Origin of the sequence: Shewanella inventionis (genome assembly GCF_014641855.1) — a bacterium.
In the GTDB taxonomy this organism is placed as follows: Bacteria; Pseudomonadota; Gammaproteobacteria; order Enterobacterales; family Shewanellaceae; genus Shewanella; species Shewanella inventionis.
The window spans coordinates 86,642-107,741 of the sequence record NZ_BMII01000020.1; the positions used below are offsets into that span (position 1 = coordinate 86,642).

The window sequence follows — 21,100 nt, forward strand, 5'->3', positions numbered from 1 at the left end:
TCTACACAAATAGCTTTAAGGAGAAGTACAGTGACCACCCTACTTTGGATCATCGCGATGATCTTTGTGCTCGGCGCAATGGCATACTTAAGAGTATCGCTATTATCGACAACAATTGCTGCGGCAGTTGTGCTCGTTGTTGGCAGCACAATGGACATTATTGGTGTTATTTCATGGATAGTATTCCTTGTTATTGCACTGCCATTAAACATCAAATCGTTTAGACAAAACTTTATCAGTCGTCCACTGCTAAAAGTTTATCGCGGTATTATGCCTGAGATGTCTTCAACTGAAAAAGAAGCCATTGAAGCGGGTACCACATGGTGGGAAGCTGATTTGTTTGCCGGTAACCCTAACTGGAGCAAACTTCATAATTACCCTAAAGCACGTTTAACTGCTGAAGAACAGGCTTTCTTAGATGGCCCTGTTGAAGAAGTGTGTAAAATGGTCAATCAACACCAAGTTTCGCATGAGCTTGGCGATTTACCACAAGATGTGTGGCAGTACTTAAAAGATAACGGCTTCTTTGCCATGATCATTAAGAAAAAGTATGGCGGTTTAGAGTACTCTGCTTATGCTCAATCTTGTGTATTACAAAAATTAGCTGGCGTTAGCAGCGAACTGGCTTCTACTGTGGGTGTACCTAACTCACTTGGTCCTGGTGAATTACTGCAACATTATGGTACTAAAGATCAACAAGACCATTATTTACCTCGCCTAGCAAAAGGATTAGAAGTCCCTTGTTTTGCACTAACCAGCCCAGAAGCAGGCAGTGATGCAGGTTCTATCCCTGACTTTGGTGTAGTGTGTAAAGGCGAATTCCAAGGCGAAGAAGTGCTTGGTATGAAACTAACGTGGAACAAGCGTTACATTACCTTAGCACCAGTAGCAACAGTATTAGGCCTTGCCTTTAAACTGCGCGACCCTGACCACCTATTAGGCGATAAAGAAGAATTAGGCATCACTTGCGCGTTAATTCCTACTGACATTCCAGGTGTAGAAACCGGCCGCCGTCACTTCCCGTTAAACTGTATGTTCCAAAATGGTCCAACACGCGGCAACGAAGTGTTTGTACCGTTAAGCTTCATTATTGGTGGCCCAGAAATGGCCGGCCAAGGTTGGAGAATGTTAGTTGAGTGTTTATCTGTAGGTCGTGGTATTACGCTACCTTCAAACTCAGCAGGTGGTGTTAAAACTGCAGCGGTTGCAACCGGTGCATATGCTCGCATTCGTCGTCAATTTAAATTACCTATCGGTAAGTTAGAAGGTATCGAAGAGCCAATGGCACGTATTGGTGGTAACGCTTACCTTATGGATGCAGTTGCTACATTAACGACCACTGCTATCGATTTAGGTGAAAAACCATCTGTTATTTCAGCCATTGTTAAATACCACTTAACAGACAGAATGCAAAAATGTGTCATCGACGCAATGGACATTCACGGTGGTAAAGGTGTGTGTCTTGGGCCTAATAACTATCTAGGTCGCGGTTATCAAGCGGCACCAATTGCCATTACGGTAGAAGGTGCAAACATTTTAACCCGCTCAATGATTATTTATGGTCAAGGCGCTATTCGTTGTCATCCATATGTATTAGCTGAGATGGAATCTGCTTTTGACACTGATGCAAATCGTGGCTTAGACAATTTTGACGCGGCTATCTTTGGACATATTGGTTTTGCTACTTCTAACTTTATTCGTAGCTTGTGGATGGGTGTGACCTCATCTTACTTCACCAACAGCCCATACTCAGATAAAACCAAACGTTACTATCAGCAAATGAACCGTTTCAGTGCTAACTTAGCATTGTTATCTGATTTAGCTATGGCAACCTTAGGTGGAAACTTAAAACGTAAAGAACGTATTTCTGCGCGTTTAGGTGACTTATTAAGTCAGTTGTATTTAACCTCTGCAACCCTAAAACGTTATGAAGATGACGGTCGTTTAACTGAAGATTTACCTTTAGTGCAATGGGCTGTAGAAGACTCATTGTACAAACTACAAGATTCATTAGATGACTTATTGAATAACTTCCCAATGGGGCTAGGTATTGCATTACGTGCTGTAATCTTCCCATTTGGTCGTCCAATTAAACGTCCTAGTGATGTATTAGATCACAAAGTGGCTAAAATCATGCAAACACCATGTGCAAGCCGTGATCGTTTAGGTAAAGGTCAGTTCTGGACTCCATCTGAGTTCAACGCTGTAGGTATCCAAGAACAAACGTTTAAGGATATTCTTGCCGCAGAACCTTTGTATGACAAAGTGTGTAAGGCTGCGGGTAAACGTCTACCATTTATGTGGTTAGATAAAGTTGCAGCAGAAGGTAAAGCGCTAGGTGTGTTAAGCGACAGCGAAATCGCTTTACTTGAACGTGCTGAAATTGGTCGTCTAAAATCAATTAACGTTGATGATTTTGATACTAATGAATTACGTGCTCAACTTGCCCCTAAAGCTAAGCAAGAAAAAGCAGCTTAACCATTAAGCTGATGTAAAAAAGGTAAAGCCTGTGCTTTACCTTTTTTTATCACTAAAAAAAATCAAAAACAAAAACATTAAGGACAATCATGAAACACCTTACAGGCCTAGAGCTCATGCAAGCCATGCTAAAGGGCGATATTCCGCCTCCCTCTATTAGCGAAACCATCCCGATGAAAGCCGTTGAAGTGAGTGACGGTAAAGTGACATTCGAAGCCATGGCCAATGAGCGTCACCTTAATCCTATGGGTGGTGTACATGGTGGATTTGCCGCAACAGTATTAGACACTGTAACCGCATGTGCTGTTCACTCAGCACTTGGCGCAGGTGTGAGTTATTCAACCATTGATTTAGCGATTAAAATGGTACGCCCTGTGCCGCAAAATAAAACGTTGATTGCTACCGGCAGCTTAATGAACCTGTCTAAGTCATTAGGCATTTCTGAAGGGAGATTAACAACAGAAGACGGAAAATTATTAGCCACTGCCACAGCCAGCTGTCTTATTTTGCGTCCGTAACGAACAACGTTTAGGTGGGATAACAAAAAGCCAGTCATTTACGTGACTGGCTTTTTGTATTTGAGTTAGTCTTGTTTTAACTCTATCTCTAATTGTCTTGCGACCGATTCTGGTGAGCTGCTGTTCCGCGCAAATAAGCTATAAGCAACAGGAATGACAATTAAGGTGAAAAACGTTGCCAGTAAAATCCCCGACAACACCACCACACCTATCACAAAACGCGTTTCTGCGCCTGCGCCAGAGGCAATCACTAAAGGGATTGAACCTGCTGCAGTGGTAATACCTGTCATTAAAATAGGACGTAAACGTTGGGTTGATGCTTGTAAAATGGCCTGTTGAAACTCAACGCCACGATCTCGCAACTGGTTTGCAAACTCAACGATTAAAATCCCATTTTTTGCCGCCAAACCGACCAGCATAATAATGCCAATTTGACTGTAGATATTGATACTCTGCCCCGTTAACCATAATCCTACTAACGCACCTAGCGTTGCCAACGGCACAGTAAGCATAATGACCATGGGATGAATATAACTTTCAAACTGAGCGGCCAGTACTAAAAACACGATCCCCAGCGCCAATAAAAAGACAAAGTTCATTGAACTACCAGAGCTTTGATAATCCAAAGATGGCCCTTTGTAACTTATGACCACTTCGGCAGGCAAATAGGTGGCGGCAAGATTGTTTAAATAATCTAGCGCTTCACCTAGGCTATAATCGGGTGCCAAGTTAGCTTCAAGGGTAATAGAACGCATTCGATTGTAACGGTTAAGCGAACTAGCATCGGCAAACTCTTCAATGGACACCAAATTTGACAGTGGTATTAACGCTTGTGAACGATCTGAGCGTACATAAATGTTTTCCATATCGGTTGCGGTGCTTTGATTATCTCGATTACCCTCGACAATGACATCGTATTCTTCACCATCTCTCATAAAAGTTGTCACTAAACGTGAACCCAACATGGATTCGAGAGTACGTCCAATATGAGAAATTGACACACCAAGATCTGCCGCACGTTCACGGTCAATGATCACTCTTAATTGCGGTTTAGTTTCTTGGTAATCGTGATCTAAACCAATAATGTTATGATTTTCTTTTGCTTTTTCAAGCAAGGTGTCACGCCAATCAGCAAGCTCTTCATAGCTTGGACCACCAATCACAAACTGAACAGGTTTGCCAACACCCCGCCCAAATGCTTGTCGCATTATCGGAAATGCTCTAATACCCGCTAAATCATCTAAACGGCTGCGGATATCTGCAATAATTTCATTGGCACTTCTGCGTTCAGCCCAATCCTCAAGAACAATAATCGCCATACCATTTGAAAAATCAGCCGCATTACCAAACCCACGCGGAGCACGAATAAGTAAGCGTTTGATATCGCCGCTTTCAACCAATGGCATTAAGCGCCCTTCGACTTCGTCCATGTATTTTTCAATGTATTCAAAGCTGGCACCTTGCGGCCCGTTAACCATTAAAAACATGGCGCCACGGTCTTCTTGAGGTGCAAACTCTTGGGGCACTTTGTTAAGTAAATATCCACTTAGCGCAAAAGAAATGAGCACAACAAGTGAGACTAAAACAGGACGTTTTATCCCCGCATGAAGGGTGATTAAGTACCATTGAGACAATGAATTCATCATTTTATCAACCTGCTTAACTAACCATGGGTCTTGATCAGCAGGTTTAAGTAATTTAGAACACATCATTGGCGTTAACGTTAATGCTACGATACTTGAAAAAATCACCGCAGCGCTCATCGTCACAGCAAACTCTTTAAATAGCTTACCTAAATCGCCTTCTAGAAAGGTAATTGGCATAAATACCGCTACCAGCACTAACGTGGTTGCCACAACCGCAAAAGCGACTTCACGAGCACCTAAAAATGCCGCTTTTAGTGGTGAGTCACCCTCTTCGATACGTCGATGAATGTTTTCTAGCATCACAATGGCATCATCAACTACCATACCAATTGCCAAAATCATGGCCAGTAAGGTCAGTAAATTGATGGTATAGCCTAGGGCATATAGCACAATAAAAGTGGCTAACAAGGACACCGGAACGGTAATCGCGGGGATTAACATTGCCCTTACTGAACCTAAAAACAAGTAAATCACCACAATCACCAATATCATGGCAATAAATAAGGTTTGATACACTTCATCGATAGAGGCTTCAATAAACACAGAGCTGTCGTATGAGCGTTTAATCTCCATACCTGCTGGCAAGGTTGGATTTAATTTATCAACGAGGGCATTGGCAGCGCGTGCCACCTCCAATGTGTTGGCGGTCGACTGCTTACTGACCCCCAAACCAATCATTGACTCTTTATTGCCTCTGAAGATAATCCGCTCTTCTTCAGAGCCGATCTCAACTTTGGCAACATCAGACAGCTTGACTAAATAACCATCATCACCTTGAGTAATCACCAGGTTAGAAAAGTCTTCTGCGTTTTTAAAGACCCTATCTAGCCTGACTGTAAAATGGCGGTCTTTAGATTCAATAGAACCTGCCGGTAACTCAACGTTTTCAGAACGAAGCGCGTCTTCAACATCAGACACAGTCAAGTTGCGAGAGGCTAATGCCTGGCGGTCAATCCATATGCGCAGTGCATACACTTTACCGCCACCTAGCCGCAAAGTAGACACACCGTCTATCACCGAGAATCTGTCAACTAAATACCGATTGGCATAATCTGTTAGCTCTAACGTGTCCATTTGGTCTGAAACCAAATTTAACCACATTATCACTTCATCACTGCCGTTAGCTTTAAAAATAGAAGGTGAATCTGCTTCTTCTGGTAATTGTTCTAATAAACCCGATATGCGATCACGAACATCGTTTGTTGCCGCTTCAATATCGCGGTTAATATCAAATTCAATGGTCACACTTGAGCGGCCGTCACTACTCGATGAGCTAATGTGACGTATTCCCTCAATACCACTAATTTGATCTTCAACTAATTGTGTTATCCGGCTTTCTACAACAGAAGCACTGGCACCACGATAACTGGTTTCAACAGACACAATTGGTGGATCAATATTGGGGTATTCACGTAGCGGTAATTTCCCAAACGATACTAAGCCTAATACAATCAGTAAAATACTGACAACAGATGCGAAAACCGGTCTTTTAACCGATAAGTCTGTTAATATCATGCCGATTTCTCTATCTCTTCGACCTGAGCAAACTTAAAGTTTTCTGCCTGCTGTACTTTCACTTCATCACCTGGGCGAACTTTTAATATCCCCCTGATCATGACCTGCTGGCCAACTGATAATCCATCTGTAATTTCAGCCCATCCGCGTGAACGAATACCTAAAGTAACTTGTTGTTGCACCACTTTGTTATCTTGATCAACCAGATATACATAATGCTTATCTTGGATCGGTATTATGGCAGCTTCTGGTAATAAAAGCGCTTCGCGACTTTGTTTAATCAGTTTGACCTTCATCAGCATACCTGGCAGTAAGCTTAAATCAGCATTGGCCATTACCGCGCGCACAACAACTGCGCGAGTTTCGGGATTAACCCGGCTGTCAATTGACGTTACTACGCCCTTAAAAACCCTATCGGGATAGGCTACGGCATGTGCTTCAACTAATTTTCCTGGTATTAACTCCTGTATAAATCGCTCAGGTACAGAGAAATCTAATTTAATTTTACTAACATCATCGAGCGTGCTGATCTGTTCACCCGGAGTAACTAAGCTCCCCACACTGACTTGTCGCAAGCCAAGTCGCCCAGCAAATGGGGCTGAAATAACACGGTCATTTAATGCCGCTTTAGCTTGTTCCACTTCTGCGCGAGTCGTGTCTATTAGACTTTGCAAGCGATCACGTTCCAATTCTGCAATGGTTTTACTGCTGATCAGTGAGCGAATACGTTCAAGCTCACGCAAGTTTTCGGCTAGCTTAACCTCCGCCACAGCCACTTTAGCTTTATGTTCATCATTACGTAAGCGAACAAGTACAGCCCCTTTTTCAACGATATCACCATCATCAAAATTAATTTCACTGACGATTTCAGACACTTTAGAGGTCACAATAATGGACTCATAAGCTCGGCCTGTACCTAGTGCTTCAACTTCGTCACGAATAGGCATCACTTCAACTTTTGCCACTACCACGTTGGGTATCGCTCGTGGACGTTGAGATTGAGATTTTTCTGGCTCAAAAGAGAAGTAACCGAACAGCGCAATTGACACTATAGCGATCAGTAATAGTATTTTTTTCATTGTGTTTCCGTAACCATCCAGGGTAAATGAATCATTATTTAGCTGACTAATTAATTAAGTGATTGTACTCAGCAATTCGCCTGCTTCAAGGCGTTTTACTTTGCCCTATTGATTACGAATTTACTTATTCCAAGGTTCAAAACACACGGTTATGCACAAATACCATAAATAAATGCAATTAAATGCATAAAAAGCGCGTAAATATGGATTTAAAACGAATATTACCAAGTTGATTTGTTAAAAACAGCTTACACTTGACACAAATTGTGACAATTAGCCCAAAAAAAAGACGTTCAAATTGAACGTCTTTTCAAATTAGATAATGTTACCGCTTATCTTTAACGTGATTTACGGTCTTCTTGCATCAAATCAGACAAAATTTGATTCACTTTATTAATCGATTCATTGTCTAATGGATTATCTTCCACATCACGCAATAAAATCTTGGTTTGATCTGCGTTATCGGTTTCTTCTAGCAGTAAACGGTAGTTGCCTTTTTTAAGCGATAACTTTTCTTCGCCCCATAACGAGCTCCAAAAACCACCACTCTCAACCAAGTTAATATAAAACAGACCTTTACTGGTATCCATATCAACAACATCAAAGCCCATTTCAGGTAGCACTATTCGTAAACGGTCCCAAACTGAACTGTATTTTGCCTCAGCTAACCAATAAGACTCATCAGAGCCATTTGCGCTAACTAAACCAACACTAATACCTAGGCTCTTTTCTAATTGTGCTGCGCGAATAGCTCTGTCCCGCTCAACGCTCATATAAGCAATGGCATTGTTGAGCATATCTGTGGTGTAACGACGTTTATCATCACCACTGAGAATAATTTGTTGATCTTCGCCGTTATAAAGCTCTTCGTGATCGAGCAATTTTATTTCAACACTGCCAGAACGTCCGTGAGGTTTAACGTCGATGTTATAACCATAACGCTGACGCAACACATACACTTTATCGGCACCCCACCAACTCGATTCGATCACTTCGGTGTGCTCAATCCAATCGGTTTCGATTAAGCCTGAAGCATAATCTTCAACAATCAACTTCATGTCATTTTTAGCTAAATAGCCTTTAATAACATCAAATATCTCTTGTTTTAAATCTGCATAATTATCAATTGAGTCGATAATAATGCGCATATTATCAGTGCTTTCTTCAATATAGGTTCCCTCAGCCATAGGTAAAACCTGTAGCGGTGCACGAATATCAAGTTTTTTACCAATTAACGATTTATCAGATTTAGTGCCAACAGCAGGAATTTCATATTCTTTACTATACGTTGGGGTGTTTAGCCCTTCTGGTATCGTCAATAACGGCGTAGTTTCAGCATTAATGAAGTCGTCATTGCCATTGGCTTGACGACGATCAAGAGGAGTACTGCAAGCTGAAACAGCTGCAACAAGAAGTAACGGAGTGACTTTCTTTAACATGAATTTATTACACCTTTATCTGGGCTTGTTTCATTGTTTCTATTAACAGACCATGAAACTGCTCAGAAAGTTCAGTTAAAGGCAGACGAATATGTCCATTGCTGATTAATCCCATCTTATGCACAGCCCATTTCACTGGGATAGGATTGGCTTCACAAAACAAAGAACTGTATAAGCCCTTTAATGGCTCATCTATCGATAGCGCTAATTGTGCATCTTTTGCAAGTGCAGCATCACACATGGCTTTAAACGCGCGAGGCACCACATTGTTGGCAACCGAAATAACGCCATTACCACCAAGTAATAAAAACTCACGGGCGGTAGCATCATCGCCACTGTACAGTAAAAAATCTTCACCACACAATTCACGTAAACGTGCCACACGGCTAACATCACCCGTCGCTTCTTTAAGCCCAATAATGTTGCTTACGCCAACTAACTCAGCAACGGTTTCTGGCTTCATGTCTACTGCCGTTCTACCAGGAACGTTATATAAAATTTGTGGGATATCAGTACTGGCAGCCACGGCTTTATAGTGAGCGATTAACCCCTTAGGCGTAGGCTTATTATAGTAAGGCGTAACACCTAACATTGCTGCAACACCAGTATGTTGCAGTGATTGAGTCAGTTCGACAGCTTCAGCGGTCGCGTTGGCACCGTTACCACCTATAACAGGAATTCGACCTGAGGCAAACTTAACGGTTTGAGCCACAACAGCAGCATGCTCTTTCATTGGTAAGGTAGCCGACTCACCAGTCGTACCCACTGCAACTATGGCATCTGTGCCCTGTTCGATATGAAACTCGACAAGCCTTTCTAAACTTGCGTAATCTATTGTGCCATCACTATTCATTGGTGTGATTAAGGCTACGATGCTTCCGTTTATCATCTATCTTCCCCAAGGTTTCAGGATTCGCTATGTTACTGATGCCAACCACTAATGACAAGCACTACGGCAAGCATTAGTTGAAATAAGTCATTTAGGCATGCGTGATTGGCATAAGCTAGCATTTTTTCGCCTTGAGCAACTAAAAAATAATCACATTAATGTGACCGATATAGGATAGAATCTTGAGGTAATTTGCTGATAAATGTTAGCATTAGCACCCGCACAAAACGCAATGCAATGATAAGCGTTTTAGCTCAAAGATATCGACAGTGAGGAAAATCCATGGCCAACTACCTGGTCGTTACGGCAATGGGCGCAGATCGCCCTGGTTTAGTCAGTCGTTTAGCGCGTTTAGCAAGTGAATGTGATTGCGATATTGTCGACAGTCGTATGGCACTATTTGGTAATGAATTTACCTTAATCATGATGATATCTGGCTCATGGGCAGCCATTACCAAAATAGAAAGTTTATTACCCAGTCTCAGTGTCGAGCTAGAATTAATGACGGTAATGAAACGCACGTCAAAACACACACCTAAAAACTTTATTTCGCGTATTGAAGTGCTATTTAACGGTGAAGACCAACGCGGAACAATGAAAAGTATTACCCAGTTTCTAGCAGAGCGTGGGTTAGATTTGGCCGCAGTTCGCTCTCATGCAGACGATAATGACCACCTTAAAACGCAATCCATTTTATTAGCGATAAATATTCCTGATAAAGTCGATTTATTACAGCTTGAGCAAGGTATTCATGAATTGGCAGAGTCTTTGTCTCTTGAATGCACAATTAAGCGTATGCAGGGCATTGCGACCCCTTAAAAGCCAAATATACATTGAGTATGAGTTTGAACCTATGTTGGCTATTTTTCGTATTACTCGCACATCTTTTGACAAGGACCCATCATGAATACACTTAACGTTGGTGATACAGCACCTAATTTTAGTTTACAAAATCAATCAGGCGAAACCGTATCGTTACAACAAGCGCTCACTCATGGGCCTGTTTTAGTTTACTTTTACCCAAAAGCTTCAACACCAGGTTGCACTGTGCAAGCCCAAGGCCTGCGAGATATTAAAGCACAGCTTGACGGGTTAAACGTTACCGTATTTGGGATCAGCCCAGATCCAGTGGCTAAATTAGCCAAATTTGCTGAAAAGCAAGCCCTTAATTTCAACCTATTAAGTGATGAAGACCACGCTGTGGCGGATGGGTTTGGCGTATGGGGAGAGAAGAAATTTACCCTTGATAAAATTGCATGACAAAAAACCTTGATTAATTTTTATGACAAGCTATCTTTGATGTGTGGTTAACATATCTGAGGATATTTTGTGACAAGAACGCATGAAGAAAATCAATCTGATATTTATGATGACTACCGATTACTATCAATAGTAGTAGATACGTTAGCGAAACTTAAAATTTCAGAGAGCATTAATGCTAACTCTGGAGAAGTCACTTTCTTAGCCGACCTATCCCCTTCCAACCTCACATCACGCTCGAAGAAAACTAACATTATCATTTCACCTGATGGAAGTGTTGTTTACCCGCAATCACTTTATCTAGTCTCCAAATTACGTGGAGCGGGAGCCGTTAAAGACACCGACTCAATTGCAAAAGGGTTACTGGCTTATACTCGTTACTTAGATTCTACGCATTATCCACAATTCGATGACGATGGTAACGAGATTCCTCCTGAATATCTAACTTATAAGTCTCTAACTAAATATGAAGAAGAAGGTGCGCCATGGCGCTTTGCTGAACATCTTTTAGCAAACTGTCGTGCTAAACAAAATTCAAAAGGTGATGAAGCATACTCACTTGCCACAGCAAGAAGCTATATGGGGGCCGTTATTGGCTTGTATAAATGGATGCACAGACATGGTTATCTCAAAAATGATGATGAACATGTATTAACTCATTTCACTTCTGTTGAGATTTATGAAGGCATTAATCAGCACGATATGCTTGCTCATACTAAATCTAATGCAAAACGTGTTTATGAAATGTCAAACATCATGAAGATGTTTCCAAGGTATGCTAATACACCTATTTATAAAAAATTGAAGCCTATGGAGCTGGATCATAAAGAAGCGTTCAATAAGCATTTAGATTCATTGCCAAAACCTATTTCCCTCATGCTGCGATTGTGTGAAAAATCTGGACTTAGAATCGATGAAGTCACTCACCTCCCCGCACATAATATCGGTAACAACGATTTTGGTGAACTAGAAGTTGTACCCATTTTCATTACCCACACCAAAGGTAATAAGCCTCGTACTGTTGAGATCCCTCTAGCACTTTACGAAGAATTAGAGCAATACAAAGAGAGTAAGCAAAGGCATAAAAACCTAATCATACGCAAGGAGTTGATAGATTCTAAACGTGAGTTGGATTGCACTGATTACCTTTTTTTATCGAATAAAGGTACCCCTTACAGAGAAAACACTTTGGAAGTTCATTTCGGAGTGTTAAGAAGGCTCATCCGAACCATAGACCCGACATGGTATTACCGAATACACGATTTACGTTCAACCTTTGCCACTTATTGGCTTTGGAATGAGTCTCAAACACGAAATGTGGGTTATGAATTTTTGATGGACGAACTAGCTGAGCTTATGGGGCACAAAGACACTTCGACCACTGAAAAATATATTCAGTTCATGAATAAGTTTGATGAGCAGTTACGGGTTGCACAGAGCAAAAACAACAAAATTAATAAGGGGTGGTAGAATGGCTAAAAGTCCACTCACAAAGAACTCAAAGACGGTTAAGCACGTTAGAAACAGTAAGAATTTGGTTCCGTTGCACCTAACCATCCCCTATAAGTACTCCATGAGCAAAAAGGCAACCGAGTTTGATATATCACATCTGTTACACCTGGCCACGAACAGAAATAACCTCAAAATCGACAGCCGTATTCCTTTTTTAAGGAACTTTTGTAAAAAAGCCCGCCAGTATTTTGATAATGGCAGGTCGGTACAAACCGTCTCGACGTTATACGACGTATTAAAAGCCTTCATTGCCTTTTGTGACGCCGTCGGAGTAGATCCCTTTTCCGAAGCGGGCTATTTAAAATATGTCGGAAATGATGGCGAACTTCGGCACCGGATTAAAATGTACCGCCCATCCAAAAGACTATGGGAAATGAACCACGGTGATGAACTTGGTATTAAAGAAACCTCAGCAGTTATTATAGCTTCATCACTTCGCACCGCCCTTTTATGGAGTGGATTACCCGCTGACACATGGGCAACCCATCACCGAGGATTTTCTGGCGAAATAACACCATATAAGGGTTACTCTGACGCTGAAGAAGAGGTGCTTGTTGCTCGGTTGAGTAAGTTATTTTTCATCCTAGCCCCACAGCTCATTTCGGAAAAAAAAGAAAACCTTGTCATGCCTGACGAGCTGCCTGTCGTTATTGACTTAGGTGGCCACCTAGAAATCATTTCAATTAAAACGTCTCTCAAAACACAAACCCATGGGCTTAGTAAAACGGGCTCATCGGTAAAGCCTTCCGCTGCGTTTAACATGGCGATGGGGGCGGCTTATCATCTAATGTGCTTTTTCACCTCATTAAACGATAGTGACGTACAAAGCATCGCTCATCCAATCACGATTCATACTGATGAGCGGGATAAAAGCTTACAAGTGACTAAGGTATCGAGCTTTAAGTCACGCGCAAACAAAGAGGTAGACGCTGTACTTACCAACCAGAGTTTCGATGTTGATAAACGTGATGGAGTTAAGTTTATCAAAACCCTTGAAACACTTTCAGCATTATATGGCGGTGGCGAAAAAGGCGCTGGGTTACTGTTTACGTTGAATAACCAAGGGGAGGAAAGTAACTCGCTCAATTTGACTGAATTAAATAAGCACCTGATGATCGAGTTAAACCTACTCTCACCCACTCGTGCATCCTGCCAGCCATGGTTTAAAGAGCTGTTTTACAGCTATCGAAACCAGCATGTTATCGAGCTAAAAAACGAGATTAATACACTTGGCCGAACTGTCGTAAGTAAAGTCACTCGCCCGTGCTCAAAAAGTAGTGCTATCCGAGGCGCAACGAATGCTGCCTACTGCATTTTATCGTGTTACACAGACTTATCCATAAAGGGCATCTTACTGCCGCTGACTTATTCGGATAAAGACGCTGATGGCAACATCAGCGTGTCGTTCAAATACCGCAATGGCGAGAGCCACCACTTCTCTGTCCCTGCTGCTGACAAGGTGTTAATCGAAGATATTGAACAATTTGCCACAGATTTAGCAGATAAACAATGCTCTAAAAACCATGAACGGTTGCTGCTCAAACGAGGTCGTCAGAATGAAGCCCCTAAAGACTGGGACGGAATAAGCCCTATCAGCGCTAATCTAATGACAAGATGGTCAATTGCAACCAACGAATACTTCATATCGCTTCAATCAAGCCGCTGGCGAGAAATGACCAGTAACCAAGTGTACTCCGTGAGTGGTGCTGGCGGCGCTCAAAGCCTACTGCAAAACCTTCTTCAAACCATTGATAAGCACTATGCCAATGGCGACCCAAGGTTCAACAGAATCATCATCTCACAGGCTCTACAAGTGATGGAACTATTGGATGAATACACGGGTTTAGAGCAAGCAAAAGAGGTAGTTGCAGCCAAACTTGGCATCACAATGCTGACGCATGATGAATGGAAAAAGAAGCAAGAGGAAGAGAGATCAAAAACCAATCCCAATGGCATTCATTGCAATGGGCAACAAAACATTGTAGGTGGAAAAAACACCCAACGTGAAACCAATAACGCCATGAAGCTACAACTATCTTGTGCTGAATACGACATGTGCCATAAATGCCAATCAGCCAAAGCCGTCAATGAGACTCAATCTATCTATAAACTTATCTCTTTTATTGATGTGCTGAAGGAGGCCGTAAACCTGTACCCTAACGCGCAAGAGGAAGTCCATGAAAGAATCGCCGCTTTTGAGGTTACTCTCGATGGTGCCAGCAAGGATGTGTACGACAATGCAATGTCTTTATTTAAGCGAAACGGGCGTCACCCTCGGGTAACTATTGATCACGCTATTTTAACCCTACACAGTTAATTGGGAACCAATCATGATAAAGCTACCTAAGTACAACATTGGCCAACAAGATGCCCTGTTAAGCGTACAAAATCACGTTGGAAGCTACACAAATTACCTGAAGGATGTGTTAGAGCCTGCTATTAAATCGGGCGAGTGGGATGATTTTGAAGCGCTAGATATTGGTTTTAGCGTCACAGGTGAGTCCTTGGGTAAAATTTGGGACAACAACGCTTGGCGTCAACTCCAACCGTTCTTTGAACCTAATGCTACCGATACGAATACTCTAGACTTCTTTCTAGACGGAATGGTGATGGAGCGCAACCTGACAAACCAATTGAAGGCATTGGCATTGAGTATGATGTGGCTATCGCCCAAAGATTATTCTTTTTTGAGCATTGTGCAAACTATCGTTGGGTTAAAGAAAGTCTCCACTGCTCTAGTGAATGAAGGTCACAATAGCTTTGAGTTATTAAGTTTTGAGCGGTTAGAGGCTTGGGTATTAGGTGATGTTACCAATTTGGACTTCGAACGAGAACCAATTTATACAGTACTCAACAAACTGTTCATAGAGGCAACACGACTACCGTTTAATGTTAGCCTTAACAAAACGTTATCTGCCTCGGATTTTGGTTTAGCCATTAAAGAGCAAGAGCAGCACAGGGTTATCCCACAGCGGCTGTACTATTTGGGACTTCAACAATCAGAAGCATTAGTGAACGAGCTATACCCCATTCGTGACGAACTGAGCAAGCTATCTGATTACATAGCCACCTACTCTGATAAAACCTATATAGGATATGCAAACTATATTGTTAGCGATGAGGCAAAGTTCAAAAATAGCGGGCTTCGGTGGAATTTACCTTCATCATATAATGGTTCTAAGGAAAAGAAGATAGCCTTTCAATCGGCTTTTCTCGCGCTCAATAACCCGACACAAGAATCGACCCTTGAACTACTCAACAAACACAAACCTGAGTTAAGGATAGAATACATCGACCAATTCCACCCTGAACGAACATTGACGGTTGGCAACTGGAAGGTAACCGGACTTAAAGAGGCGCGAACATTATTTAAACATCTCAATGGTGGTTGCCTCTGGGCATTAATGTCCCGCACAGGTATGCGCTCGGATGAAACCTTTCACCTACATACCGCAAATGGGTGCACAACAGAAACCATATCAGGGCAAACCATTCATGTTATTCATGCAGATCTCTCAAAAACCGCTAAAGGCTCTCAGTCAAAGCAGGATGAGTTTGTCACCACAGAAGTCGGCAAAAAGGCTTACGAGATCCTGCAAGCGCTGCATTCGCCACTTAGACAGCGTCATCCCGATAGCCAAGCATTTTTCCATAAGATAATAGAGGACTGTGGTGCAATTAATACAAACCAAATAGGAAAGCATCTAAAGGCTTGGTTTGAAGGCGTACTGGGGGAGAAGCTAGCGCTAACCGATGACGATGTCATCGATTTAAAAATTTCAGACCCTAACCTTTCGTTTAATGTTGGTGATTATTATGGATTCTCAGGACATCAACTTCGACGCTCGTTTGCTTACTACCTTGTTGGTTATGAGCTTTGTGATTTTCCACAACTAAAACAACAATTCAGTCATGTATCAATGGCAATGTCTAGGCACTACGCTAAAAACGCCAGTAAATTCCAAAAATTAAGGCGAAAAAAACAAAACTTAGCCTACGATATCGATGAAGAAAGGATTGATAAAAAAGCACAAATCTACCTAAAAATCTACAAAAAACTTGCCAATAAAGAGCGTGTTGCTGGCGGTAAAGGGAAAGAGTTTGCCAAAAACATGATGAAGGCAGAGCGTAACCTGTTTAGAGATAAGGTCGATGACGACATGCTCACGCTCAACTACTGGCAAAAGCAAATCCGAGATCAAAAACGCCACATTCACGCCGTCGCCCCTGGAGTTTACTGCACTTCAACTGGTTGTAGCCTACGTACACAAGTCAACCTATTAGAATGTGTGGACTGTAAGAACGACTATATTGTCGATGCTGTTTTTGCCGAAGCTAAGCGCAAAGAGGCCGAAATTCATATGCTTTGGGATATTGAGCATGATGAATTAACTCCTCAAACAGCGTCAGAGGCGTACATAAAAATCACAGCAGCAGAGCGTATTATGAATGATTTAGGTATCAGCTATGAGCCCGTAGTGATACCAAAAGAAGTAGAAGCCCTGCTTCTTCCTTTCGGAGTGACTTCAAAATGACACAATCAACAAAAAACAAACTAGTAAAAGCCCTAGAGCGATTAATAGAGGGTGAGCCTGAGAATCGTGAGTTAAGAAAAAAAGCACGAGAAGGAAAACTGAAAATCAACAATAGTGCTGTTGAAAAAGAAGCTGGGCTTTCTGTGGGTTCACTAAGAAGGCATGAAGATGTTCAAATAATGGTGAAAAATAAGTCACTTGAAGTTCGTGTAACACTGGATGGCTCTGGTAAATCACCAGTTGAGGTTTTACAAGCTGAAGTTAAAAAACTTAAAAGTGAAAAAACTCAAGCAAATAATAAGAAAAAAGAATACTTAGACCTTTCCAGAAGCCATGAGAAAGCACTAGCAAGACAAGCAGCTATCCATATCAAAATAGTTCAAGACTTAATGGGAATGCTGCATGAAAGTCAGCGAGAGAAGGCAATGGATAAAGTAGTAAAAGCAAGGCCAGATAAACTTATCGAAGGAAAATTTAGATAAAACAGTCTTGTTTAGAGTAGTCACAAGGCAGTTGTCACTTATCACCCATAGCATTGTAAACTCTAGTGTATATAATGCCAAAATAGACATTGTATAATTTACGCTGCTAACAACATATAAAGGATATGGTATATGACGATTGAAGTTGGACAGGTTGCACCTGATTTTACACTGTTAGATCAGGACAGTAACTCAATAACCCTATCAGAATTTAAAGGTAAAAAAACACTTGTTTATTTTTACCCTAGGGCAAGCACTCCAGGGTGTACAATTCAAGCTCAAGGATTACGCGATTCTAAAGCAGAACTGGCAGCACTTAATGTCGTAGTTTTGGGTGTGAGTCCCGATACTCCGAAGAAACTTACAAACTTCATCAATAAACAAGAATTGAACTTCACCCTACTCGCTGATGAAGATAAAGCTGTATGTGAAAAATACCATGTATGGCAATTGAAGAAATTCATGGGCAAAGAGAGTATGGGCGTCGTTCGTACAACCTTCCTTGTCGATGAAAAAGGTAATATTGAGCATATATTCAACAAGTTCAAAACTAAAGATCACCATGAAGTAGTTTTAGATTACTTGAATAGTAAGTAGTCGATTAACAAAGTAGAGGCAGAATTCAATGATTCGCTATATTCATGTTTCAGACTCACGAAAAACTGATGTTGAATCACAGCGTGAAGCAATCAATGCATATGGATTCGAGCACCACTTAGTCATTTGAAGAACATGTCTCTACCACCACTACAGAATTCTGTGAGCGAAAACTATCAAGGCTAATTGCATCAAGGCAAAACATCATCGTTTCTGACATCACCAGATTGGGCCGAAATACAATTTGTATCATCTAGTACTCGTTCACACAAGTTTTGACTAGTTGAGGGCACCGTATGCCTTCTCTAGCTTTTCCCTCGCTAAGTCGACATTGAATAACCAATTAATTGTCGACTTGGCGTTGTTTCTCGATTTTTCCCAAGCCCTAAGCTCTTCCTCCAATAATTCAAAGCTGTGTATACGCCGTTTTAAGCATTGCTTATTCATTGTCCCAATCTCAATTTCTACCATATTTAGCCAACTGGCATGCTTAGGGGTGTAATGGAACTCTATCTTTTTTAGTATTCTTCTCGCTTCTGCCGGAGAGAATGCTTCATATCGGCGTTTTTCAAGGTAGTTGTCGCTCTTTGCTTTGCTTAAATATACACTTAACTTAATCATTGGATAAGTATCTGAAACTGGAGACATAGAGCATTCGAGTGCCACGACATTACTAATAGTAATGCAAACTGAGGGGTTAGCAGTTAGTCTTTAAACTCTAAAAGATTTCTGTCCATTTCCAAGTTAAATGAGCACATATCTAGCTCAATATTTAATGACTCAGCAACTCGAGATAGCGAACAATGTTTCAATTAATGATAGGATGCTTAATTTCATGATGACAGATTTAAACGGTGGTGCTATGGAAGCTCAATACGTCGGTATTAATGAGTATTTTGCTACAGGAGAAGGAGTTACGTACGTAATAGCATCCGGTACAAAGGCTCAAATTAACGAGTTTGCTGGGCCTTATTTTTCTACGGGGTTAGGATTTTACTCGTTTGAAGAAATAAAAAGCGCATTGATTGAATTTGAGAGCATGAATGAAACTCTGATCATTGATGATAAAAGCTTAAGAGCAGCACATGTACTGCAAACTCATTTACCCAGCGCTGCAAATTTCATAAAACAGTTTGGTTTTGGGACATTCTCCTACAAGTTTCACTACAACTTGAGCTAGCAGATTGACTCTGTAATGAAATAGCCTCGACAGCATTCATTCACTTTGAATCCAAGTTTTCACTTCTAATTTGCTTTAATAGCATGGCTTTGCTTTCCTCTGACATTTTGTCGAGTAAGCAGATTAATTCGGCTGAGCTTTCAGATTCACAAAAAAAGTATGCAACTGGCACACCTAACTCATCAGCTATCGCTTTTAAAGTTGAATAATCAGGGGTGTGCTTACCTTTCTCATAATGGTTCATTCTAGCACTTGCAGTTCCAGGTTCCATACCTAACTGAATACCAAGATTCATTTGGCTAATCCCTTTCTTCAACCTTGCCATTTTGAGCCTAAGAGGAAGTGGGTTGATTTTTGTTTCTGACATTGGTTCATTATTGTTATTCCAAAGTAACTTAGATTGTCTTAGTTTTTTTTCTTCAGGTATACTAAGCAATCCTTAGTGCTTTATTGTTTTTTGTCAAGCTATGACCATATTTTTCAAAAGTCACCTGAACAATTTAAAAAAAGCATTAAGCATACTTAAAAAAACAAATAGATAAATTGTTAGCTATTGAAATTGTTATTAAATTATTTTCTGGTGTAAATATGATTAGCATAAATGAAGTTCTCTTGGACATTTTAATGGAAAAAAACCTGCAATCATTTTCTGTTAATGAACTAAAAAAAATGTTCATCGCGGTTGTTCCGGGAGTTGATAATCGACAACTAAGCCAACTAATTAACAGAACTCTAAGCAAACTCTGTAAACACGGCTTTGTAGAAAAAACGATTAATGTAACAAAAGCATCATATCGAAAGACGACGTTTTTTGATGTCAGCAAACTCTATAAAAGTAAATCTAGAATTCACCTTGTTGAAGCTGAAACCGAAGAAACAAAAGATAAAATCCATCAATTAAAAGCAACACTGAATAAATATCAAGTTGATTTAATGGGTTTTATTGGTGAAGCAGAGGAGTTCAAAAGAATTTTTAGTGAGTTTCCAGAAGCCAAACAGGAACTTTACACTAAGTACATGGATGCTAGAAATCAAAGCTCTACAATAATTGGCAAAATTAAAGCTCTAGAAGCTTGTTTAAATGTAGTCAAAGGTTAAGAGATGCAACTAAGAAATTGGCAAACACGTTGCGTAAATGAAGCGCTCAGGTGCTACGAATTTCAGCAACACTTTATGTGCTTAGCTACGCCAGGGGCTGGGAAGACCATAATGGCAGCTTCATTAGCTGCAAAGTTAATGGAATTAAAAAAAGTTGATTTTATTTTATGCTTCTCGCCGTCGATTGAAGTAAATGAGAGCATTGAAATTACATTTACAAAAATATTTAATCGCCGGTTTGATGGACTCCTAGGTGCCCTGGGAGGAATTTACACTTATCAATCTATGTCCTCATTTAGCTCAAAATTTTGGCAACTTCTCAAAACTAGTAAAGTTTTCGTCATTTTGGATGAAGTTCATCATTTGAAAGGTACAGATCTGTGCAATGCAAATGCTTGGGGCGAGGAAGTATTACTCAACATCCAAAACCAAGCTGCCTACACCCTCGCTTTATCGGGTACTCCATGGCGTTCAGATCAAGCACCAATTGTCCTATCTCGATTCACAAGGCCAGATAATACTATTCATTGTGATTTCGTTTATGGGCTGCAAGAAGCTGTGGACAATGGCGTTTGCAAAAAACCTAACATTGTATTGATTGATAACGACAAAATTGAACTCGGCACTACAAAAGATTCGAAGGCTTTTAACTCTATAGCTGAACTGTTGACACAAACTAAGTTTAGCTACCAATCATTAATTAATAACACTCAGATAGTTCATTACATCTTGCACCAATGCGTGCTGCGTAATACCATGATGCCGATCGGTCAATACCATTCAAGCCGATCACTTTTTTGTTCGCCAGTAGACCTCCGTAAAATCTAGCTTCAGTGATCGGCTTCAGTCAAGGTATTTAGTTTTTTTCGCAT

At 40.9% G+C, this 21,100-nt stretch carries 17 protein-coding genes and 1 pseudogene; 12 read left to right on the plus strand and 6 right to left on the minus strand.

From position 1 onward, the window contains the following. Nucleotides 1-30 precede the first annotated feature (30 nt). Together fadE and IEW93_RS12910 are read left to right on the plus strand one after the other, a co-directional pair. Nucleotides 31-2,478 (plus strand): acyl-CoA dehydrogenase FadE, encoded by a 2,448-nt coding sequence (fadE, locus tag IEW93_RS12905; RefSeq protein WP_188739735.1) that lies wholly within the window; start codon nucleotides 31-33, stop codon nucleotides 2,476-2,478. A gap of 89 nt (nucleotides 2,479-2,567) precedes the next feature. Further along, entirely contained in the window at nucleotides 2,568-2,996 is a 429-nt protein-coding gene (locus IEW93_RS12910; RefSeq protein WP_188739736.1) for a PaaI family thioesterase, read from the plus strand. Nucleotides 2,997-3,061: 65 nt separating this feature from the next. Here IEW93_RS12910 and IEW93_RS12915 read toward each other — a convergent pair whose 3' ends face one another. The 4 genes from IEW93_RS12915 to dapA form a co-directional block, all read right to left on the minus strand. Next, a complete protein-coding gene (locus IEW93_RS12915; protein WP_188739737.1) occupies nucleotides 3,062-6,157 on the minus strand; it encodes an efflux RND transporter permease subunit in 3,096 nt (1,031 codons plus the stop codon). After that, nucleotides 6,154-7,236, minus strand: coding sequence for an efflux RND transporter periplasmic adaptor subunit (locus IEW93_RS12920; protein ID WP_188739738.1), 1,083 nt, complete (start codon nucleotides 7,234-7,236; stop codon nucleotides 6,154-6,156). The genes IEW93_RS12915 and IEW93_RS12920 overlap by 4 nt, the downstream gene beginning before the upstream one ends. Nucleotides 7,237-7,574: 338 nt before the next feature. Beyond that, a complete protein-coding gene (gene bamC, locus IEW93_RS12925; protein ID WP_188739739.1) occupies nucleotides 7,575-8,675 on the minus strand; it encodes an NlpB/DapX family lipoprotein in 1,101 nt (366 codons plus the stop codon). A 7-nt stretch (nucleotides 8,676-8,682) separates the two neighbouring features. Further along, a complete protein-coding gene (gene dapA, locus IEW93_RS12930; RefSeq protein WP_188739740.1) occupies nucleotides 8,683-9,564 on the minus strand; it encodes a 4-hydroxy-tetrahydrodipicolinate synthase in 882 nt (293 codons plus the stop codon). 282 nt (nucleotides 9,565-9,846) lie between these two features. On the opposite strand from dapA, the gene IEW93_RS12935 reads away from it, so the two are divergent. The 7 genes and pseudogenes from IEW93_RS12935 to bcp (IEW93_RS12965) all read left to right on the plus strand — a co-directional run bounded on the left by IEW93_RS12935 (nucleotide 9,847) and on the right by bcp (IEW93_RS12965) (nucleotide 17,950). Then, complete coding sequence (locus IEW93_RS12935) at nucleotides 9,847-10,383, plus strand: glycine cleavage system transcriptional repressor (protein ID WP_188739741.1); 537 nt, start codon at nucleotides 9,847-9,849, stop codon at nucleotides 10,381-10,383. 84 nt (nucleotides 10,384-10,467) lie between these two features. Further along, a pseudogene (gene bcp, locus IEW93_RS12940) lies at nucleotides 10,468-10,803 on the plus strand (thioredoxin-dependent thiol peroxidase); the annotation flags it as partial. A 90-nt stretch (nucleotides 10,804-10,893) separates the two neighbouring features. Then, complete coding sequence (locus IEW93_RS12945) at nucleotides 10,894-12,294, plus strand: tyrosine-type recombinase/integrase (RefSeq protein WP_188739743.1); 1,401 nt, start codon at nucleotides 10,894-10,896, stop codon at nucleotides 12,292-12,294. A 1-nt stretch (nucleotide 12,295) separates the two neighbouring features. Next, nucleotides 12,296-14,653 carry a hypothetical protein gene (locus tag IEW93_RS12950; protein ID WP_188739744.1) on the plus strand — a complete coding sequence of 786 codons (2,358 nt, stop codon included), beginning with the start codon at nucleotides 12,296-12,298 and terminating at the stop codon, nucleotides 14,651-14,653. Between the two features lie 13 nt (nucleotides 14,654-14,666). After that, the gene (locus tag IEW93_RS12955) at nucleotides 14,667-16,871 is read left to right on the plus strand and encodes a site-specific integrase (RefSeq protein ID WP_188739745.1); all 2,205 of its coding nucleotides are present in this window, start codon (nucleotides 14,667-14,669) and stop codon (nucleotides 16,869-16,871) included. Further along, nucleotides 16,868-17,353, plus strand: a complete 486-nt coding sequence (locus tag IEW93_RS12960; RefSeq protein ID WP_188739746.1) for a bacterioferritin comigratory protein — start codon at nucleotides 16,868-16,870, stop codon at nucleotides 17,351-17,353. Before IEW93_RS12955 ends, IEW93_RS12960 begins: the two co-directional genes overlap by 4 nt. Nucleotides 17,354-17,485: 132 nt before the next feature. Next, nucleotides 17,486-17,950 carry a thioredoxin-dependent thiol peroxidase gene (bcp, locus tag IEW93_RS12965; protein ID WP_188739747.1) on the plus strand — a complete coding sequence of 155 codons (465 nt, stop codon included), beginning with the start codon at nucleotides 17,486-17,488 and terminating at the stop codon, nucleotides 17,948-17,950. A 279-nt stretch (nucleotides 17,951-18,229) separates the two neighbouring features. Here bcp (IEW93_RS12965) and IEW93_RS12970 read toward each other — a convergent pair whose 3' ends face one another. Then, the gene (locus tag IEW93_RS12970; RefSeq protein ID WP_229706687.1) at nucleotides 18,230-18,598 is read right to left on the minus strand and encodes a transposase; all 369 of its coding nucleotides are present in this window, start codon (nucleotides 18,596-18,598) and stop codon (nucleotides 18,230-18,232) included. A 187-nt stretch (nucleotides 18,599-18,785) separates the two neighbouring features. Between IEW93_RS12970 and IEW93_RS12975 the strand changes: the two genes are divergently transcribed. Further along, a complete protein-coding gene (locus IEW93_RS12975) occupies nucleotides 18,786-19,130 on the plus strand; it encodes a hypothetical protein (RefSeq protein WP_188739748.1) in 345 nt (114 codons plus the stop codon). 40 nt (nucleotides 19,131-19,170) lie between these two features. Here IEW93_RS12975 and IEW93_RS12980 read toward each other — a convergent pair whose 3' ends face one another. Beyond that, nucleotides 19,171-19,497: a helix-turn-helix domain-containing protein gene (locus IEW93_RS12980; RefSeq protein ID WP_188739756.1), complete on the minus strand. Its 327-nt coding sequence runs from the start codon at nucleotides 19,495-19,497 to the stop codon at nucleotides 19,171-19,173. A gap of 221 nt (nucleotides 19,498-19,718) precedes the next feature. Between IEW93_RS12980 and IEW93_RS12985 the strand changes: the two genes are divergently transcribed. Both IEW93_RS12985 and IEW93_RS12990 read left to right on the plus strand, forming a co-directional pair. Beyond that, entirely contained in the window at nucleotides 19,719-20,228 is a 510-nt protein-coding gene (locus tag IEW93_RS12985) for a VspR family transcription factor (RefSeq protein ID WP_487250667.1), read from the plus strand. A gap of 3 nt (nucleotides 20,229-20,231) precedes the next feature. Next, nucleotides 20,232-21,056 carry a DEAD/DEAH box helicase gene (locus tag IEW93_RS12990; RefSeq protein ID WP_188739750.1) on the plus strand — a complete coding sequence of 275 codons (825 nt, stop codon included), beginning with the start codon at nucleotides 20,232-20,234 and terminating at the stop codon, nucleotides 21,054-21,056. The last annotated feature ends 44 nt before the right edge of the window (nucleotides 21,057-21,100 follow it).

Bases quoted from the DNA above. Each gene is read 5' to 3' on its own strand.
- dapA (WP_188739740.1), bottom strand. From the start codon at position 9,564: ATGATAAACGGAAGCATCGTAGCCTTAATCACACCAATGAATAGTGAT.
- IEW93_RS12920 (WP_188739738.1), bottom strand. From the start codon at position 7,236: ATGAAAAAAATACTATTACTGATCGCTATAGTGTCAATTGCGCTGTTC.
- IEW93_RS12910 (WP_188739736.1), top strand. From the start codon at position 2,568: ATGAAACACCTTACAGGCCTAGAGCTCATGCAAGCCATGCTAAAGGGC.
- IEW93_RS12975 (WP_188739748.1), top strand. From the start codon at position 18,786: ATGATGACAGATTTAAACGGTGGTGCTATGGAAGCTCAATACGTCGGT.
- IEW93_RS12970 (WP_229706687.1), bottom strand. From the start codon at position 18,598: ATGTCTCCAGTTTCAGATACTTATCCAATGATTAAGTTAAGTGTATAT.
- IEW93_RS12980 (WP_188739756.1), bottom strand. From the start codon at position 19,497: ATGTCAGAAACAAAAATCAACCCACTTCCTCTTAGGCTCAAAATGGCA.
- IEW93_RS12990 (WP_188739750.1), top strand. From the start codon at position 20,232: ATGCAACTAAGAAATTGGCAAACACGTTGCGTAAATGAAGCGCTCAGG.
- bcp (WP_188739747.1), top strand. From the start codon at position 17,486: ATGACGATTGAAGTTGGACAGGTTGCACCTGATTTTACACTGTTAGAT.
- IEW93_RS12955 (WP_188739745.1), top strand. From the start codon at position 14,667: ATGATAAAGCTACCTAAGTACAACATTGGCCAACAAGATGCCCTGTTA.
- IEW93_RS12985 (WP_487250667.1), top strand. From the start codon at position 19,719: ATGATTAGCATAAATGAAGTTCTCTTGGACATTTTAATGGAAAAAAAC.
- bamC (WP_188739739.1), bottom strand. From the start codon at position 8,675: ATGTTAAAGAAAGTCACTCCGTTACTTCTTGTTGCAGCTGTTTCAGCT.
- IEW93_RS12950 (WP_188739744.1), top strand. From the start codon at position 12,296: ATGGCTAAAAGTCCACTCACAAAGAACTCAAAGACGGTTAAGCACGTT.
- IEW93_RS12915 (WP_188739737.1), bottom strand. From the start codon at position 6,157: ATGATATTAACAGACTTATCGGTTAAAAGACCGGTTTTCGCATCTGTT.
- IEW93_RS12960 (WP_188739746.1), top strand. From the start codon at position 16,868: ATGACACAATCAACAAAAAACAAACTAGTAAAAGCCCTAGAGCGATTA.
- IEW93_RS12935 (WP_188739741.1), top strand. From the start codon at position 9,847: ATGGCCAACTACCTGGTCGTTACGGCAATGGGCGCAGATCGCCCTGGT.